The sequence below is a fragment of the Lacticaseibacillus chiayiensis genome (genome assembly GCF_004123795.1).
Taxonomy (GTDB): domain Bacteria; phylum Bacillota; class Bacilli; order Lactobacillales; family Lactobacillaceae; genus Lacticaseibacillus; species Lacticaseibacillus chiayiensis.
The window spans coordinates 135937-154171 of record NZ_MSSM01000011.1; the positions used below are offsets into that span (position 1 = coordinate 135937).

Consider the following 18235-nt stretch of genomic DNA (forward strand, 5'->3'; position numbering starts at 1 on the left):
TGTCGTACCAAACTCCGCAATCTCCGGCCAGATTGGAATGGCGACGCGAAGCTAGAGCGGAGGGCACGGCTGATCCCCATTTGGTCTCCGATTGCTCCGCCTTGGCACTGGAAATGTAATTTTGCTCAAAAAGTATATGTGATACAATAAAGGACTGTCGCATATTGCCAAATTATCTGACAATATGCAGCAGTCCTTTAGTTTGTCATCGCATTTTTGTACATTAATAGCCGCTCAAGTGCTCAACCTACTTCGCCACAAAAACCAGTTCCGTTTCCGTCGAACGCTCTTGATAGTAACGATAAGTCGGTGAATCAAACTCGGTTAGTTCCGCAACTGTCGAAACTTGATGCAACGCCGCATAGCGAATCATTTCGCCGCGAGCGATTTTGGCATAAGTGGCGCGGGTTTTGAGCTTGCCGTTAACTAAGTGGGTAAAGCGAATGTCGATGAAGGTGTCGTTTGGCTGTAAATAAGGGCGGATGGTTTTGGCATATTCATCGGAGGCTAAGTTAATAATCGGGCCGGGGATGGTCGTCAGCGCTTGATAAAGTCGATCGCTCCAGAAATCATACAAATGGCGATAAGGCGGGACAGCCAAGCGCGTTTGCATTTCCAGACGGTAAGGAACAATCCCGTCAAAGGGCCGCAGAATGCCATATAAGCCTGACAAAATGCGCAGATGTTGCTGAATGTAAGCCAAACCCGCATCGTCTAACAAATCAGGTGCCATGTATTGATATTGAATACCGACGTAGCTGAAAATTGCCGGTGACTGCTGGCGCGTGACGTCACTTGTCTGCAATTGTTGATAAGCTGCCTGTGTCAGTCGATCACTAGTTTGCCACAGCGACTGCATTTCCGCTTGCGTCAGCTGTTGCATTTGTCTTAGCAACGCTGCTGCTTGATCGCGAAACTGCGGTTGGCTCTGGACCGGGAAATCGTCTTGGGCGGACACCATTTTTTTGGCCGGGGCGATGATAAATTTCATTGAGAAAACCAAACTTTCTAAGTAAAATTCGCCATTTAAAAAAACTCGGGTGACATTGCTAAAACGGCAGCTTAGCAATATTGCCGTTCGGTTGCGTCGTCGTTTGCGGCAGATGGCTGACAGCCTGCAACGTCATCAAAGTTGCGGAAAAGTCGCCATGCGCCAGCGGCAGGGTCACGCCGGCAAAATTCAACTCTGCACCCGTCGCGGTCTTTTTGTCATTAATCTGATACGACATGGTCGGGCGCAGATAATGTAGCAGGACATGCTGATAGTGCGGAATCGGCGCAATGACCCCAGCTGACGTCAGGACGATGGCTTTGGTTTTCGCCTCGTCAGTAATGAGCCAGCAAACCTGATCCTGATTTGGATGGCTGGGATGGAGACGATAAAGGCTGCCGTTTTGCAATTCGGAACGATTGGCTTTGTAAAAGGCAAAGCTCGCTTTGACCGCTGCGGCTTCGGCCGGACTGAGTTGACTCGGCGGACACTCAATGCCGGTCACGCCAACCAGACTCAGCAGTGCCCGCGTTCGCAGCGGCGTCACCCGCGAGTCCTGCAAATTAGGTGACATCGTAAAATGAGAGACGAACGTTTTAAGTGGAAAGAATAACGAAAAACCATTCATGATCTTCATGCGATAAACCGGATCGGTGAAATCGCTGGTCCACGTCTGGTCGGTGTACGCCAACATGCCACCGTCCATCCGGCCACCACCGGAAGAACAATTTTCGATGATAAGCTTAGGAAAAGTATCACGTAACGTTTTCAATACGCGATACAAGCCGCGAGTGTACCGATACCCCACTTCACCTTGTTGATCCGGCGGCAAAACCGGGCTACCGGGCTGACTGAAGTGGCGATTGTAATCCCATTTTAGATAATCGATGTGATTTGTCCGAACCAAGTCAGTCAACACGGTGATTAAATGATCCTGCACGATCCGCTGGCTGAGATCCAACACCAATTGATTACGCGACCGCAGCGGTTTTTGCCCCACATATTGCATAGCCCAATCTGGGTGTGCCGCATACAGTTCACTATTCTCGCTGATCATTTCCGGCTCGACCCACAAGCCAAACGCCAGCCCGCGCGCATGCAAAGCATCGGCAACTGGCCGCAAGCCGCGTGGAAACTTAACCGGATCCGGCACCCAATCGCCAAGCTGGCCAGCATCGTTGGGGCGATTTTTAAACCAGCCATCGTCGACCACGATCAATTCAACGCCGAGCGCCTCCGCCTTGGGAATCTCCGCCAGCACCTTGGCTTCGCTCACGTCAAAATAAGTCGACTCCCAGGTGTTATATTCAATCAGATTCCGTCGCGGTTCCGGCATGACGTGATTAGCGAAAAATTGATGGAAAATGTGACTAAGATCATTCAGGCCCTTTGTTGTATACGCAACCGCAGCCTCGGGAGTGACAAACGGCTTGCCGGGCTTCAGCTGCCAGGAGAACAGTTCCGGATTCAGACCCATCACCAAGCGACTATTGCCAAACTGGTCGACCTGCGCCGTATAGTTAAAATTGCCGCTCCACAAAAGCGTAGCCCCCAGCGCTTCACCGGCAAAATCATCGGTTGCCGGTGCCGCCAAAATCGTCGCTGGCACCCCCTGCGGCCCGCTCGCACCATAATTGCTGGCAATCGACTTTTTGCCCGGCGTCAAAGGCTGACGCGTTACACTGGCTTCGCTCAGATGCGCCCCAGTCAAAGTGATGAGGTCGTACGCATGATCGTCAAAGTCAAGCTGAAGACTGGCTGCATGGGTAATCGTCAGTGTATTGTTGCTCAAATTGCGGTAAGCCACCTGCTTAAGCAATACCGGTAAGTCACCAACAATCGTGTACTTGAGACGAACTGCCAACGTGTCGGTTTCATCATGCATGGTAATAAGCAGTGTCTGACCATGCGGCGCCCGCGCAGTCGGCAGTGTACCATTGAAGCTTTCGTTACCAGCCAGAATCTGAAAATCGTGGAACTTAAGATTGCCGATCAGCTGGCCATGAGCATTTCGCACGGCATAAGCAGGCGTGCGATAATCGCCACCCATCAGCGTGCTGTATTCAAGCGGTAGCGTGGTCAGCGAAAATGGCGCAGCATCATTTTGAATGTTAAACGCATGGCCAAAGTCTTCCAGCTTCGCCGTCCCCGAAAACTGCTCCAGCGCCGGACCACAATAACGCTTCACAAGATACCCGCGAATCACCTGAATGATGTAGCTAAAAGTCGCATTATGCAGATGAAAAAGCTGATGTTGCGGATCATATTCAATATTTGCCATAGTGAGCCTCCTGAGAAATCTCTGGTTTCAATCTATTATAAGCAAACGGATGGTATTTTGCCTGGTATCTCTTAACTAGAGGCAGCTGGTGAGCTGTTGGAGTTTGGCACGATAATAAACGCAAGCCTTCAAATCATCCATTTCGAAGTCAAACATTTTGCTTATAAAAGTTATAAACAATAACTACTATAATCTTTGACCCGCCATCTGGCACTCCCGTAAAATTTTAATTGTAGTAAGGCACTAATAACGACATTATAAAATTTTTGAAGGGAGTGCATCGTATGAATGCATTTATTGGTTGGCTGAACCGGCATATTGTCCCGGTAGCAGCAAAAATTGGCTCGATTCGCTGGTTGGTCGCATTACGTGACGCGTTTATCGCGATCATGCCGGCGATGATGGCCGGAGCAGTTTCCACCGTCTTAAACGTTTTGATTCGGGATATCCCGACACAGTTCAAGTGGATGGGCATCGTCGACAGCATGCAGTGGCTCATTGGCATCAACGCCATGGTGTGGACCGGGACCCTGGCCATTTTAGGCTTGCTCTTCGCCTTTACGTTCGGGTACCATCTGGCCGTTCAGTACCAAGTGGAACCGGTAACCGGGGGTATCGTTGTGCTCGGTACGTTCATCATGAGCTTGCCGCAAAACTTCACCTTAGCATTGAAAGGGACGCTAGGTAAAAGTGCCGCCAAACTCATCACCGATGCCGGTGGCGTTGTGGATGGCAAGAAGGTCAGCATGTGGGGCTTCTTCAATTTTAACAAGTTCTTCGGCTCTTATGGCTTCTTCACCGTTATGATCATGGGTGCCCTTGCCATGACGTTATACATTTGGTTAATGAAGAAAAACGTGACGATCCGCATGCCGGAATCGGTACCGCCAGCCATCGCCAAGGCCTTCACCGGGATCATTCCCGCAACCGCCGCGTTATACTTGGCCGGCGTTGTGAATTACCTGTTCAGCGTCAACAAGACCACCGTCATCGAGTTCATTGCCACGATTGTTCAGGAACCGCTTTTGAACATGTCTCAAGGCTTCTGGGCCGTGTTACTCATGACGCTGCTGGTGCAGATCTTCTGGTTCTTCGGTCTCCACGGCACCAACGTCTTGGGTCCGGTTTTGGATTCGATCTGGTTAACCGCTCAAATCGCCAATATGAATGCATTCATGAAAGGTGAAGCACTGCCGTTCGTCTGGACCCGTAACGCCTTCGACCTGTATGCATGGATCGGTGGCGCCGGCAGTACTTTACTATTATTGATTGCTATTCTCATGTTCTCAAAACGTGACGATCAGCGCACCGTGGCGAAACTCTCAATCGCGCCTGGCTGCTTTAATGTCAACGAACCGGTCATGTTCGGGCTGCCAATTGTGCTTGACCCGATTTACTTCATTCCATTCATCGCGGCACCGGTTGTCATGGTCTCAATCGCGTACGGCGCACACATGCTAGGGTGGGTATCCCCAGTCAAGAACCAAATCGTCTGGTCCATGCCGCCGTTTGTGAACTCGATCATCGCTACTATGGACTGGCGCGCACCGATTCTGCAAGCCGTCAACATGGTCATCGGCTTCCTGATTTATGTACCGTTCGTCAAGGCTGCCAATAAGTTGGATCCGGAACTGCACATGACCGAACCGCCGGCAGAAAAAAACCAAGAGGAAACCGATGACGATCGTAACCTAGAAGGTGATGCGATTTGAAAACCGCAACCACCTTGCTAATTCTGATCAACATCAGCATGGCGATCATTGTTTTCAGCGCGTTCATGCCGACACCGTGGCGCATTGGCGGATGCTTTCTGGGCGTCATCGCCACCATTTTCTGCACGCGTTGGTACGTCGGTCTGGTCAAAACAAAATAAATTAACGCAGTCACGGTCCGGATTTGTTCGCCCCGAATCGTGCCAAAGGAGGCCAAGATGAAAATTATTATGAATTTACCGGTGGCACCGAACGTCTTTTTCAATCAATTGCAACAATCCGCCTTAGCTGATATTCGCCAGCACACCGGGCGCGAACCGCTGCCTAAAAGTCTGCGCGGGTTCAGTTACGCTAAAAATTGGCCGAATGGACGCACGGCGCGGTTGACGATCACCGAGTTTGAACCTAATTCAGTCTACGCGTATGAATTGGCAACGCCGCGCGACGATTTTAAAGTTCGCTATCAGTTAACCCCACTGGAAAGCGGTAAAAGTCGACTCGTTTACGAAGAATCAATTGTCGCCAAAAATACGCGTGGTGCCGCCAACAATCGTGCCAGCGGTTTTTTGCTCGGCTGGTTTCGTAAACGTCGCTTTAAAAAAATGGCCCGCCAGATGTGCACCACCTGAGGGTCTGGAAGGTCTATGTAAAGGCAGAGTTTGGTTTTTTACATCCATATCTGCTGGATATCCCGTACAATTAACATTAAAAGGTAACACATCTACCATGAAAAGTGAGGGAACACGACGCATGAACGAAGTAAACGAACAAACCATTATGGGCTTGATTATGGCCGGTGGTAACGCTAAAAGCGAGGCCTTTGAAGCCATTCAGGCAGCGAAAACCGGCGACTTCAGCGAAGCAGATCATCATCTAAAGTTGGCCGATGAAGCATTGGTGACCGCCCACAACGTGCAGACTGGGTTGCTAACGGCTGAGGCGAGCGGCGAGCATGCGGCGGTTTCGTTGCTGATGGTGCATGCCCAGGATCATTTAATGAATGCAATCACGTTTCGCGATTTAGCTGGTGAAGTTGTGGCAGTGCATCAACGATTGGCGGAAGTAACCGCAGTGACTGACTAGCAAACAGCATTGTGATGGGGATTAAGCATCATCTAAAAGGCAACAAGCGCACCTAAATCGAATTGTTGTTTTAGCAAAAGGCTGGGGCAACGCGAACCTGAGAACACATCAGGCGCGTTGTTCCAGTCTTTTAATTATGACGTGGGGACACAATAACTCGATTCCAGGTGCAGAACTCCGAAAACTGCCATAACGCGTTCGCAGGCCCAGAAATCTGCACATAAGGACTTCGGGCCTAAATGGCCAAGGACCAGCCATTTAGGTCCGAGGCCACTTATGCTCCGGTTTCTAACCGGTCCTGCTCACGCTCAACCCATTACTTTTCGTAGTTTCCCAACTGCAATAGGCAAAGTAAGGTATGGCTTACTTTTATCTAGATCACTTGCAACAGTCTTTGGCAGAATGACATCACTTTGCACACCGTTGACATAAATAACCGTGTTGTCGAGCGTGAACACATCGCGGCCATAACGCTTGCGCAATTGGTCGCGCAGCGCGGATACGACAACGCGTTGCTGATAAATGTAAAAGCCATTGTCATCGGCTTCAGGGTATTTGCTGCCGACTAGTTTCAGCTTATCCGGTGCGTTGTCGAGCGGCACAAAAACTTTGCCGGAAACTTGCTCGGCTTCTTCTTCGTCAACCACGCCGTCATGATTCTGATCCTGGGCGCTAGTCGCTGCCACTACCGGCGCATCCGAACCAGTACTTTCCAATACCGCCATGTGATTCATATCCGCTGGCGTGTTGAACATTTCGATCCGGATTTGCAAAGCATCATCGTCGGTGACTTCAAAATTTGCAAACCCGTGCGCTTGGCGACCAATGCAATCCGAGTTAAGTGCCCGCAACGTTGCCCGATATCGTTTACGCATAAACCCGCCTCCATTTATTTTTAAGTTATTTTAGGGAACCCTAACTCACCTTTAATGTTAGTCTTTTCAGCCAAAAAAGCAAGACCGTGAAACTTCGAGAAACAGTGATACATCAATGTGGAACAAGGTAAATATGCAAGATGATTCGTTAACACCAAACATGCCAAGTGTGTTTATGTGGCTCGATCCGAATAACCTGTTATCCCCGTCTTGATTTTAAAACCGGTGTGACGAGGCAATTAAGTTTTTTAATGAGAGTAAAACTGGGCATCAATTTTGCAAAAATTAAAGTATTGAAAGCTTTCTGAAGACCGTAGACGCGAAACACCATTTGAACGATTGTCATTTTATATCATTGAATTGGTCACAACCTATCATTGCTTATGATGACATTAGCGTTGTACCATTAAAACAGCTTAATGCTAGGCCCAATCAGGCTTTTAGTTAAGTAGCGTTTGTCACAAAAACGCGATGTCGTCAAGGCGCTACTGATCTTCACAGCAGGAAAACTTGATCACAAAATAACAATTTGCCATTTTGGAAGCGTTTTCGGTGTTGCGTTTAGCGCCACTGGTGTATAGTTAAATTGGAATCATTGTAATATGGGAGGTGCATTATGAAAGTCGTTATTTTCTCCACCTGTATCGTGGATCTTTTCTTCCCCAATGTCGGGGCGGCGATGACCGAGGTGCTTGAGCGGTTTGGGTGTGAAACGTTTATGCCGGTCAAACAGATTTGTTGTGGCCAGCCGACCTATAATTCCGGCTATGTGAAGGCCAGCCAGAAGGTGTTTCGCAACGAAATTGACGCGTTGCTGTCGGTGGACGCCGATTATATTGTCGGGCCAGCCGGTTCTTGCGTGAACATGTTGCGCGAATACCGGATTCTGCTGAAGGATGATCCCGAATATGCGGAAAAGGCTAAGCAGGTTGCGGACAAGACGTATGAATTTTCCCAATTTCTGTACCGTGTCTTGAATGTCATCGATGCCGGGGCCGAATTGGATGCCAAGGCGACCTATCACCGTTCCTGCCACATGACGCGATTACTCGGTGAGCGCACGGCGCCGTTTAAGTTGCTAGACCATGTGAAGGACTTACAGATGGAACCATTGCCGCACATCGAAAACTGTTGCGGCTTTGGCGGGATGTTTTCTGCCAAGGAACCGGAAATTTCCAAGCAGATGGTTGATGAAAAAGTTGACGATGTATTGAGTACAGGCGCCCAAGTGCTGATTTCAGCCGATCCGTCATGCCTGATGAACATTGCCGGCCGTTTTTCGCGGCGAAATGAAAAGATCAAGATCATGCATATCGCAGAAGTTTTGAACCACAATGTCAATCCGGAGCGGATCAAGTTCCATGAGCCGCTTGGGGTCGAACAGGAGGTGCGGCCATGACAATTTCAACCAGTGACAAGCCGTTCTTGGAGCGGGTTAAGGAATCAGAGCAAGACAAGTTCATGCAAGCCAGTGTCGCCAAATCGCAAGACGCCCAGTGGGATAAGCGGGAAGCCTCGCGTAAGGAACTCGGCAACTGGCCGCAATGGCGGGATCTAGGCGAACAGATTCGCCAACATGTCATTAAGTACTTACCGGATTATCTGGAAGAATTTAGCGATAATATCGAAAAGCGCGGCGGTCATGTTTATTTTGCCAAAACCGACAAAGAGGCGGCTGCGTACATTACGAACCTCGCCAAAGAAAAACAGGCACATAAAATTGTGAAGTCCAAGTCAATGGTGACCACGGAGATCAACCTCGACAAGGAATTATTGAAGATTCCGGGCACCCAATTGATGGAAACCGATTTGGCGGAATTTATTTTACAAGAAGACGACTGGGCGGAGCCGACGCACATTGTCTTTCCAGCTTTGGCTAAAAACCGCGATCAAGTCAAGGAGATTTTTGACAAACTCGGTTACGAAGGCGATAACGATCCGGAGCATCTGGCGCGGTTTGCCCGTGAATATTTGCGCCGTTACTTCTTACAGGCAGATTTTGGGATTACCGGATGTAATTTTGCCATCGCCGATTCCGGGCTGATTAATCTGGTAACCAATGAAGGTAACGCCGACCTGACCATGGCCATCCCGAAGACGCAGGTGGTTGTGATGGGGATGGAGCGGATTGTACCGAGCCTGAAAGAAGCCGAGACGCTGGACAACATGCTGTCGCGGTCGGCGGTCGGTCAGAAGCTGACCAGTTACTGTTCCTTCTCCGGCAAGCAAGTCGAGGGTGAGGCAGACGGCCCTGAAGACTTTCACGTGGTCATTGTCGACAACGGCCGTAGCAATGCGCTTGGCACGCCGTTTGAACCGGTGCTGCAGTGTATCCGTTGCGGTGCCTGCCTCAATGTCTGCCCAGTTTATCGTCACATCGGCGGCCACGGCTACGGCTCGATTTATCCCGGACCGATCGGCGCAGTCCTGTCCCCAGTGCTAGACGGCTATGAAAAGTTCGGCGACTTGCCGTTTGCTTCGAGCCTTTGTGCCGCCTGCACTGAGACCTGTCCTGTCCGCATTCCGCTGCATCGGCTGCTGATCAAGCATCGTGAAGTCATGATGGACAAGCTGAAGATGGATCACAGTTTTAGCGACAAAATTATGAAAATGGTCGGTGTCGGCACCAGCGCGCCCGTTTTGTTCAACATGGCGCTGGACATGGATCATCCGATGATGGGCGTTTTGTCCACGAAAGACCAAGGTAGTGTTGAAAATGAATACAACAGCGGCCGAATCAAACAAACCGGCATGATGCCAAAGCTGGCACGCGGTTGGACCGATGTGCGTGACTTGCCGCGGCCGCCGAAGAAGAACGAGAACTTCCGCCACTGGTTCAAACAACACAAAGCAGCATTGGAGGCGCAAAAACATGATTGATCACAGTAATCGCGAAGACTTTTTAAATGCCATTGCCGAAAAAGCCGGTCGCCCGCGTCACCAGTTGCAGGATCATCCGTTTGAGCCGCTGAATGATCTGCCGGAAACCACGTTGTCTGGCCATTCGCAAGATGAGCTGGAAGCAATTGCCAAGAAAAATAGCGAGGCCGTGCATGTGACATTTGAAACGACGAACAAGGCTGGACTGGCCGATGCTTTGAATGCCTACATTGAACATGACGCGCCGAAAACGCTCATTTTGCCGACAACGGATCAGTATGATGATTACGGCCTGCGTGACTGGACGAAAACCGTTGCACCGAAGCCAATGTATTGGACACCGGGAAAAGGGCGCGACTTCAACTTGAAGCAGGCAGCTGCGGCTGATGTTGCGATCGGGTTTGCCGATTACTTGTTGGCCGAATCTGGTACCATCACCATCGCGACAACGCCTGGTCAAGGACGCGGTTTTCACTTTTTGCCAACACATTATCTCGCTATTGTCAAAAAGAGCAACATTTTGCCACGGTCACGGCAAGCGATGGATCGTTACGATGCCGCCATTAAAGCCGGTGAGCTGCAAACTAGCAATATTAACTTCATCACTGGGCCATCGAACTCGGGCGATATTGAAATGACCTTGGTTGTTGGAGTGCATGGGCCACTCGATATGACTTATTTGGTGGTTGAAGATATGTAGCAGGTAGCTCGTAAATGCGAGATGCCTGAATGAACGGTCTCAGGGGGAACAGCAGTTATCTCTGTGGCCGTTTTTTTGGCGTGGCGAGATTTGTGCCACTTTTTGCAGTCAAGCGACCGGTCATACAGATATGGTATACTTGCTGATGAAATAATTTGTGCCGGTGCTTAGTGAGCGCTTAAATTGTAAACGCGTTCACGTATTTTGCCAGTGCCGGTTTGCTCATAATGAAGGGGATAACGATATGACGGAAGCAATCGATTTGAAGGCCGGGATGGTCTTTGTTAAGGACGGCAAGTTGATTAAGGTTTTGGAATCAAATCATCACAAGCCAGGAAAAGGTAATACTGTGATGCAGATGAAGCTGTATGATGTGCGTTCCGGCGCCAACGTGACTACGACCATGCGACCAAGTGAAAAGGTCGAAATTGCCATCATGGATCGTAAAAAGGCAACCTATCTGTATACGCAAGACGACACCGCATATTTCATGGACAGCGATACTTATGAACAGTATGAAGTTCCGACTGCCAGCATTGCGCGCGAGCTTAAGTACATGCTGCCAAATGTGCCGGTCGAAATTGAGTTCTATGGTGATGAAGTGATTGGCCTTGAACTGCCGGGAACGGTCGAGCTTGAAGTCACTGACACGCAGCCAGCGGTTAAAGGCGGCACGGTGGCAGGAGGCGGCAAGCCAGCCACGCTTGAAACGGGCTTGGTCGTCACGGTTCCCGATTTTGTTAAAGCCGGCGAAAAGATCTTGGTTACCACCGACACCGGAACTTATAAGGGTCGTGCCCAGAAGTAAATAGACTTAAGATGCGTCCAGTTAGAGGGGCGCTTTTTTTATGCCCGAAGAAGTCTGTTTGCATTATGAATGGTAAAGATAGCTGTGAACGTCCATACCTGGCTAAAAGCTTCCCGAAACGTTTTGTCTGGCGCAAAAGTCTGGGGTTAAGGACCATGGTTGCAACAGGCATGACTGAGCCATCCGCTTGCGCTCCGGTTTCTAACCGCCCCAGTTCACGCTCTGGGCTAATTAATTGTTACAAAATAACAATGAGCATAGAATACATTCGAAAGGGTGTGGGGATGATGGCGATGTCGCGGGCGCAACGCGTTAAAATTCTGATTGTTTTAGGGATGATGTCGTTATTAACGGCGTTGTCTGGTTCGAGTACGAATCTGGCCATGCCCAGAATTTCCGAAGACTTGATGATTTCCAGTAGTGCGGCGACCTGGATCGTGTCTATTGGTCTGATTACAACGGCGGTTTTGTTGGTGATGTTTGGGCATATCGGCGATTTGGTCTCCAAAAATCTGGTCTTCCTGATTGGCGAAGTGGTGTTCATCGTTGGCTCGCTGTTGACGGGAATCGCACCGACCTATCTGACCATTATGGCAGGTCGAGTGGTTCAGGCAGTTGGCTCGGCGATGATTATGGCCAATTCGATGGGCATTATTAGCCAATATTTTCCAGACGCAAATCGAGCAGAAGCCCTTGCTGTGATCTCGATGTTCGTATCGTTGGGATCGATTTCCGGACCGGCATTCGGCGGTATCCTCATTACGTGGGCAAGTTGGCGTTGGATTTATCTGTTTAATGTGCCAGTGGGCATTCTGATCGTGCTGGCCGGGATGCGTTTGTTGCCTTTACGGCGGCCAGCACATGGTGAGATCAAGCGCGTCTGGCAACAAGCCAACTGGACCGGGCAGAATCTGTTCACCGGTGGGATGATTTTGATGTTCGTGAGTGGTTACTGGCTGCAGCAGCCAAAACAGCTTTGGTTGGGCGTGGGCATTTTGGCAGGTGGCATCCTGTTAACGATTTTGGCATTTATTCAGGATCAACGGTCGCGCTCGCCGTGGATTGCGCCGAGCATCATGCACAATCCGGACTATCTGATTTCAGTGAGCGTTTTGCTGATCGTGATGCTGGTCAATTCGGTATCGAACATTCTTCTTCCATTCTACCTGCAGAGTTACGGCGGCATCTCGGCATTTGCCAGCGGCCTACTGATGATGTTGCAGAGCGTGACGATGTTGATGATCACGCCGTTTGCTGGTTGGCTGGCCGATCACTGGAATCGCTATTACCTGACAATCCTCGGCCTATTCGTCCTGATCGTTTCACAAATCGGGTATGCCAGTTATCCCGCCAAAATAGCCATGACACCGATCATCTGGCCAATTGTCGCCAATGGTGCCGGAATGGCTTTGTTCTTATCACCGAATAACGCCTTAACCATGGGTGCCGTGGATAGTAGTCTCTCCGGTGTTGCCGGTTCCATGAACTCATTGGCCCGCACGGTCGGGTTGACCATCGGCATCAGTTTCGGTGCCACCTTGCTATTTGCCCAGCTACCGGGCGTGACCCGCATTTCACCGCAGTCAGGGGAACCATTTTTACACGCACTGGCCACGGTCTTTTGGTTAGCCACTTTGGTCTCCGTTGTCGGCCTAGTGATTGTGGTATTCCGGAGTATTCGTAGTTACAAGAGTGTCACGGTACGGTCCAAGAATAAGTGATCGCTTTGAAAATAATTAGCAAGAACTGAGCAACTGCCTTGGCTCTTGCTATTTTTGTGAGCACATGACGAGCGAGTCGTTTGATACAAGCGAAAATCATTCGAAGAAAATAACCCATTTCATGAAAACTGGGAAAATAGCGCTGGAAATTCGTGTTATTTAATATTTGGGCTGGTGCTACGCTTCATGATGCATCCAGTTCGTAATCTTATTCATCGCCGACCAGACAAACTTTGCCACTTCTGGTTTTGACGCGCTATCTAAAACATTCGTATAAGTCGTGTACGATTTGTTATTTGAAATCGGGCTTGGCCTTTTTAAGAGATATTTTCTGACATCGCGGTTTTTTTATTCAAAATTGAGGGTTTGCTTATTTACATTAATGAGTTTCTAATGTAAGGTAAGTTCAATCATTTTAGGAGGGAACAAGATGAAATTTAGAAAAACAATGGTTGCGGGCACGACAATTGCGCTCGCAGGAGTGCTGGCAGCCTGTGGTTCTAATTCAGCAAGCAGTAACGGTAAATCCATCACGCGAATGGAGTCTGATGTTATTTCCACGATGGATCCCTCGACCAACACGGACGTCATTGGTGGCCAAGCGTTGATTGATACGATGGACGGGCTATACCGTTATTCAGGCAAGGATTTGAAACCAGCAATTGCCAAGGCTGAACCAAAAGTGACCGATGGTGGTAAAGTCTACACTTTCAACTTACGCAATGCCAAGTGGAGCAACGGCGATCCAGTTACGGCTCAAGATTTTGTTTTTGGATGGCGACGCACGGTTGAACCGAAGACCAAGTCACAGTATGCTTACTTATTCTCTGGTGTGAAGAATGCTGATGACATCACTGCAGGTAAGAAAGCGCCTAGCACTTTAGGCGTTCAAGCAGTTAACAAGACGACCCTGAAGGTAACCTTGGAACACCCAATTCCTTACTTCAAGACCATGCTCGTCAACCCTGCCTTCTTCCCCCAAAGTCAGAAGTTTGTTGAAAAAGCCGGTAAGAAATATGGGACGGCTTCGAAGTATCTCTTGTCAAATGGTCCTTACGAGTTGAAGAACTGGAACGGAACCGGCAATACTTGGAAGGAAACGAAAAACAAGACCTACTGGAATGCGAAGAACGTGCACATCGATACTATCAACGGGCAAGTGGTCAAGGATTCACAGACAGCCTTAAACTTATATCAATCCAAAAAATTGGATATTGCAACTAAGATTAGCGGGCAGCAAGCTGCTCAAGCCAAAACGATGCCAGACTATCGAGGGCTTAAGCAAAATGGGACTTTCTATCTTGAGTTAAACGAGAAGAAAGATCCGATTTTCAAGAATGCCAAAATTCGTCAGGCGATTTCCTTATCAATCAATCGTAAGGAATATATCAAGAAAGTGCTCAATGATTCGTCGATTCCTGCCGCTAACGCAACGCCAGAAGGCCTGTTCACCAAAGATGGCCAAGACTTTGCCAAGGAAGCTGCCAAAAACGATGGTTCTGCTACCAAGTATGATCCGGCGAAGGCTAAGCAGCTTTGGACAGAAGGATTGAAGGAAACCGGCCAGTCAGCACCTACTCTGGAACTATTGACTGATGATACGACTAGTGCTAAGCGTTCTGCAGAATATCTTCAGAGTGCATTTGAACAAGCATTGCCAGGATTTAAAGTCAATATTTCGACAGTACCATTCAAGACACGCTTGAGTCGGTCACAAAATGGTCAGTTCGATATGGTATTTTCTGGTTGGAACGCTGATTTCCCTGATGCGATTTCCTTCTTGGATCTGTTCACGACGGATAACGCGTATAACGACGGCAAGTGGTCCAATGCCCAGTATGATGCTTTAATCAAGCAATCCAAGACGACGGATGCTACCAATCCGACCGCTCGTTGGAATACGTTGTTGAAAGCCCAAGAAATCTTGACCAAAGAACAGGGGGTTGTGCCACTGTATCAACGGGTTGAAACAACATTGCAACGTAAGACAATCTCCAATTTGAAATACAACCCAACAGGTTCTTACGACTTCGTTAATGCAACAGTTAAGTGAGAATCGGTAGGAGCTAGATGAGTTCAAACCCGTCTTTAGCGGTGCGAGTTGTCTTTCAATTACTAATTCTTCACAAACGGCGTTGTCACGTGTTTTGCGGCGGGACAACGCCGTTTGAGTAAAACATCAAAAACAGGAGTGAATCATGGCTAAATATATTTTAAAACGGATCGGCTTTCTGCTCCTGACACTGTTTCTTGTTGCCAGCATTACTTTTTTCCTCATGAAGTTACTGCCGGGGACACCATTTAATAACCCGAAAATACCTGCAGATCAGTTGGTAATTTTAAAGAAACAGTATGGTCTGGATAAGCCGGTTTGGATGCAATATATCACGTATATGGTCGGCATCGCACACGGTGACTTTGGGATGTCGTATCAATTTCCGGGTCAAACCGTGTCTGGTCTGATTGCTTCCCGAATCGGGCCATCACTGCAAATTGGCGCGCAAGCCATGGTTGTTGGCACACTTGCTGGCATCGTGCTCGGTGCGATTGCGGCGATTCGGAAGAACACCTGGGTAGATGCGACCGCGACAATTTTTGCTATTCTCGGTCGGTCTATTCCTAACTTCGTGTTTGCCGCGTTGTTGCAACTGTTTGCATACAAAACCGGTGCTTTTCCAGTTGCGCTTTGGGGAGGATTTAGCTATAGTATTTTACCAACAATTGCTCTTGCCATTGCACCATTAGCTCAGACAGCGCGGTTTATGCGAACCGAAATGGTGGATGTGCTGAGTTCTGATTATATTGAACTTGCACGTTCTAAGGGGGAGTCACGATGGCAAGTGGTGGCTAAGCACGCTTTGCGTAATTCCATGATTCCGATTGTAACGATCATCGGGCCGATGGCAGTTGACTTGATGGTTGGTTCACTGGTTGTCGAGAATATTTTTGCCATTCCCGGCATCGGTGAACAATTTGTTAAATCGATTACGACCAACGACTATCCGGTTATCATGGGTTTAACGATTCTCTATAGCGCGATGCTGACGGTCATCATTCTTATTGTAGATATTCTCTATGGCTTCATTGATCCACGAATTCGACTGAGCGGGGAGGCAAACTAATGGCGACACCAAAATTAAGTCCAGACGCGTTCAAGCATGTCAAGGTGAATACGGCTGAACAGGAACGCATTGCCACGCCTGCGCTGACGTTCTCACAAGATGCGATGCGGCGATTAAAGAAAAACAAAGCCGCGATTATTTCACTTTGGATCCTAATTATTATTGCAGTGATCTCAATCCTGTCATTGTGGTTTTCACCATCGAATCCTAATAAACAGAACTTAAATTATGCCAATCTACCCCCGAAATGGCCAGGTGTTGATCTACCAGGATTAAATGGTTATCTGAATGGTCAAAATAAATACGCCGGTATGGGCAAACACGTTTATTTCCTCCTGGGGACAGATTATCTAGGCCGTGATTTGTTGTCTCGAATCATGGTCGGTACCCGCGTCTCGCTGTTTATCGGGATTGTTGCGACTTTCTTTGATTTAACGATTGGAGTTGTCTATGGCATCGTCTCTGGCTGGCGTGGTGGTTTGACTGATACGTTGATGCAGCGTGTTATTGAAATCATCTCAAGTGTGCCGAATTTGGTCGTTGTTATTCTGATGTTGTTGGTATTCAAACCAGGCATGACTTCTATCATTTTAGCGATCGCGTTCACAGGTTGGGTCACCATGGCTCGGCTTATTCGGGCGCAGACCTTGCAGTTGAAAGACCAAGAGTTCGTCTTAGCTGCCCGAACATTAGGTGAGTCGAGTGTCAAGATCGCGTTTAAGCATCTGGTTCCGAACCTGAGCTCGATCATCATTATTCAGACCATGTTCACGATTCCGACGGCGATCTTCTTTGAAGCTTTCTTAAGTTACATCGGAATTGGGTTGCCGGCTCCAACTGCTAGTCTCGGGACCTTATTGTCAGACGGGCAGAAGAACCTGCAAGTTTTACCGTATCAACTGCTGTATCCGGCGATTGTCATCGTTGTCTTGATGCTAGCCTTCAATCTGCTGGCTGATGGCTTGCGCGATGCGTTCGATCCGCGTAGTGAACATTAGGAGGTGGCAAAATGACTAAAATTCTTGAAGTTAAAGATTTGCAAATCGACTTTGCCACCTATGCCGGCCCGGTGCATGCCATTCGGGATGTCAGCTTCGATCTGAACAAAGGTGAGACGCTGGCCATTGTTGGTGAGTCCGGTTCCGGGAAATCCGTTACCGTGCGCACGGTGATGGGCTTACTGGCGCCTAACGCCAAAATTACGCATGGCGAAGTACTGTTTGATGGCGTCGACATTCTCAAAAAGTCCGAAAAGCAGCTCAATGATATGCGTGGCAATGATGTCGCCATGATTTTTCAGGATCCAATGACCTCGTTGGATCCGACGATGACCATTGGTAAACAGGTGGCTGAACCGTTAATCCTGCATAACAAAATTAGTGAAGCTGATGCTTTGAAAGAGGCTGAACGGGTGTTGAAACTGGTTGGGATCAAAGATGCCGGTGGTCGATTGAAGGATTACCCGCATCAATTCTCTGGTGGTCAACGTCAACGGATTGTCATTGCGATTGCCATTATCAATCACCCGCAGATTCTGCTGGCTGATGAACCAACCACTGCTTTGGATGTGACCATTCAGGCACAGATTATTCATCTGTTAAAAGAAATCCAGTCCAAGATTGACACGTCGATTATTTTCATCACCCACGATCTGGGCGTTGTCGCTGGGATTGCTGATCGTGTTGCGGTTATGTACGCTGGTAAAATCGTAGAATATGGCACAGTTGACGAAATCTTTTATAATGCTCAGCATCCTTATACTTGGGGTTTGTTGGAAGCAATGCCGACGTTGGAGACGAAGAGCGATCGGCTGTATGCCATTCCTGGGACGCCACCTGATTTACTTGATCCACCAAAGGGAGACGCTTTTGCCCCGCGGAATCCGTATGCAATGGCGATTGATCTTGAACAGCAACCGCCCTTCTTTAAAATTTCGCCGACACATTCAGCGGCGACTTGGTTGTTAGCTCCTGGTGCGCCAAAGGTCGAGTTGCCTCCTGAGATTGCTCGGCGCCATGCTTTGTGGGCAAGTAAACATCCAGATGAAAAGGTGGTGAACTGA

The 18235-nt window shown here is 48.8% G+C and carries 16 protein-coding genes; 13 read left to right on the forward strand and 3 right to left on the reverse strand.

What is annotated here, in order from left to right; translation table 11 throughout:
• Window positions 1–247: 247 nt before the first annotated feature.
• Together yaaA and BVJ53_RS05805 are read right to left on the reverse strand one after the other, a co-directional pair.
• Window positions 248–991 carry a peroxide stress protein YaaA gene (gene yaaA / locus BVJ53_RS05800; protein WP_129301574.1) on the reverse strand — a complete coding sequence of 248 codons (744 nt, stop codon included), beginning with the start codon at window positions 989–991 and terminating at the stop codon, window positions 248–250.
• 58 nt (window positions 992–1049) lie between these two features.
• On the reverse strand, window positions 1050–3272 hold the full coding sequence (locus tag BVJ53_RS05805) for an alpha-galactosidase (RefSeq protein ID WP_129301575.1): 2223 nt from the start codon (window positions 3270–3272) through the stop codon (window positions 1050–1052).
• A 284-nt stretch (window positions 3273–3556) separates the two neighbouring features.
• Here BVJ53_RS05805 and BVJ53_RS05810 point away from each other — a divergent pair, with 284 nt between their 5' ends.
• The 4 genes from BVJ53_RS05810 to BVJ53_RS05820 all read left to right on the forward strand — a co-directional run bounded on the left by BVJ53_RS05810 (window position 3557) and on the right by BVJ53_RS05820 (window position 6067).
• Window positions 3557–4984: a PTS sugar transporter subunit IIC gene (locus BVJ53_RS05810; RefSeq protein ID WP_129301576.1), complete on the forward strand. Its 1428-nt coding sequence runs from the start codon at window positions 3557–3559 to the stop codon at window positions 4982–4984.
• A complete protein-coding gene (locus tag BVJ53_RS15085; RefSeq protein ID WP_167470170.1) occupies window positions 4981–5145 on the forward strand; it encodes a hypothetical protein in 165 nt (54 codons plus the stop codon). The genes BVJ53_RS05810 and BVJ53_RS15085 overlap by 4 nt, the downstream gene beginning before the upstream one ends.
• A 57-nt stretch (window positions 5146–5202) precedes the next feature.
• Window positions 5203–5613 (forward strand): DUF3284 domain-containing protein, encoded by a 411-nt coding sequence (locus tag BVJ53_RS05815; protein WP_129301577.1) that lies wholly within the window; start codon window positions 5203–5205, stop codon window positions 5611–5613.
• Window positions 5614–5734: 121 nt separating this feature from the next.
• Window positions 5735–6067 carry a PTS lactose/cellobiose transporter subunit IIA gene (locus BVJ53_RS05820; RefSeq protein ID WP_129301578.1) on the forward strand — a complete coding sequence of 111 codons (333 nt, stop codon included), beginning with the start codon at window positions 5735–5737 and terminating at the stop codon, window positions 6065–6067.
• Window positions 6068–6375: 308 nt separating this feature from the next.
• Here BVJ53_RS05820 and BVJ53_RS05825 read toward each other — a convergent pair whose 3' ends face one another.
• Complete coding sequence (locus tag BVJ53_RS05825; protein WP_129301579.1) at window positions 6376–6942, reverse strand: hypothetical protein; 567 nt, start codon at window positions 6940–6942, stop codon at window positions 6376–6378.
• A 616-nt stretch (window positions 6943–7558) separates the two neighbouring features.
• On the opposite strand from BVJ53_RS05825, the gene BVJ53_RS05830 reads away from it, so the two are divergent.
• From BVJ53_RS05830 to BVJ53_RS05870, 9 genes are all read left to right on the forward strand, one after another.
• Complete coding sequence (locus BVJ53_RS05830) at window positions 7559–8341, forward strand: (Fe-S)-binding protein (RefSeq protein WP_129301580.1); 783 nt, start codon at window positions 7559–7561, stop codon at window positions 8339–8341.
• Entirely contained in the window at window positions 8338–9822 is a 1485-nt protein-coding gene (locus BVJ53_RS05835) for a LutB/LldF family L-lactate oxidation iron-sulfur protein (protein ID WP_129301581.1), read from the forward strand. The genes BVJ53_RS05830 and BVJ53_RS05835 overlap by 4 nt, the downstream gene beginning before the upstream one ends.
• Complete coding sequence (locus tag BVJ53_RS05840; RefSeq protein WP_129301582.1) at window positions 9815–10522, forward strand: LutC/YkgG family protein; 708 nt, start codon at window positions 9815–9817, stop codon at window positions 10520–10522. Before BVJ53_RS05835 ends, BVJ53_RS05840 begins: the two co-directional genes overlap by 8 nt.
• A gap of 244 nt (window positions 10523–10766) precedes the next feature.
• A complete protein-coding gene (efp, locus tag BVJ53_RS05845; protein ID WP_010491634.1) occupies window positions 10767–11330 on the forward strand; it encodes an elongation factor P in 564 nt (187 codons plus the stop codon).
• A gap of 287 nt (window positions 11331–11617) precedes the next feature.
• Window positions 11618–13051 carry an MFS transporter gene (locus tag BVJ53_RS05850; protein ID WP_129301612.1) on the forward strand — a complete coding sequence of 478 codons (1434 nt, stop codon included), beginning with the start codon at window positions 11618–11620 and terminating at the stop codon, window positions 13049–13051.
• A 430-nt stretch (window positions 13052–13481) separates the two neighbouring features.
• Complete coding sequence (locus tag BVJ53_RS05855) at window positions 13482–15104, forward strand: peptide ABC transporter substrate-binding protein (protein ID WP_129301583.1); 1623 nt, start codon at window positions 13482–13484, stop codon at window positions 15102–15104.
• A 145-nt stretch (window positions 15105–15249) separates the two neighbouring features.
• Window positions 15250–16173 (forward strand): oligopeptide ABC transporter permease, encoded by a 924-nt coding sequence (opp3b, locus tag BVJ53_RS05860; RefSeq protein ID WP_129301584.1) that lies wholly within the window; start codon window positions 15250–15252, stop codon window positions 16171–16173.
• The gene (locus BVJ53_RS05865; protein WP_129301585.1) at window positions 16173–17171 is read left to right on the forward strand and encodes an ABC transporter permease; all 999 of its coding nucleotides are present in this window, start codon (window positions 16173–16175) and stop codon (window positions 17169–17171) included. The genes opp3b and BVJ53_RS05865 overlap by 1 nt, the downstream gene beginning before the upstream one ends.
• A gap of 11 nt (window positions 17172–17182) precedes the next feature.
• Complete coding sequence (locus tag BVJ53_RS05870; RefSeq protein ID WP_129301586.1) at window positions 17183–18235, forward strand: ABC transporter ATP-binding protein; 1053 nt, start codon at window positions 17183–17185, stop codon at window positions 18233–18235.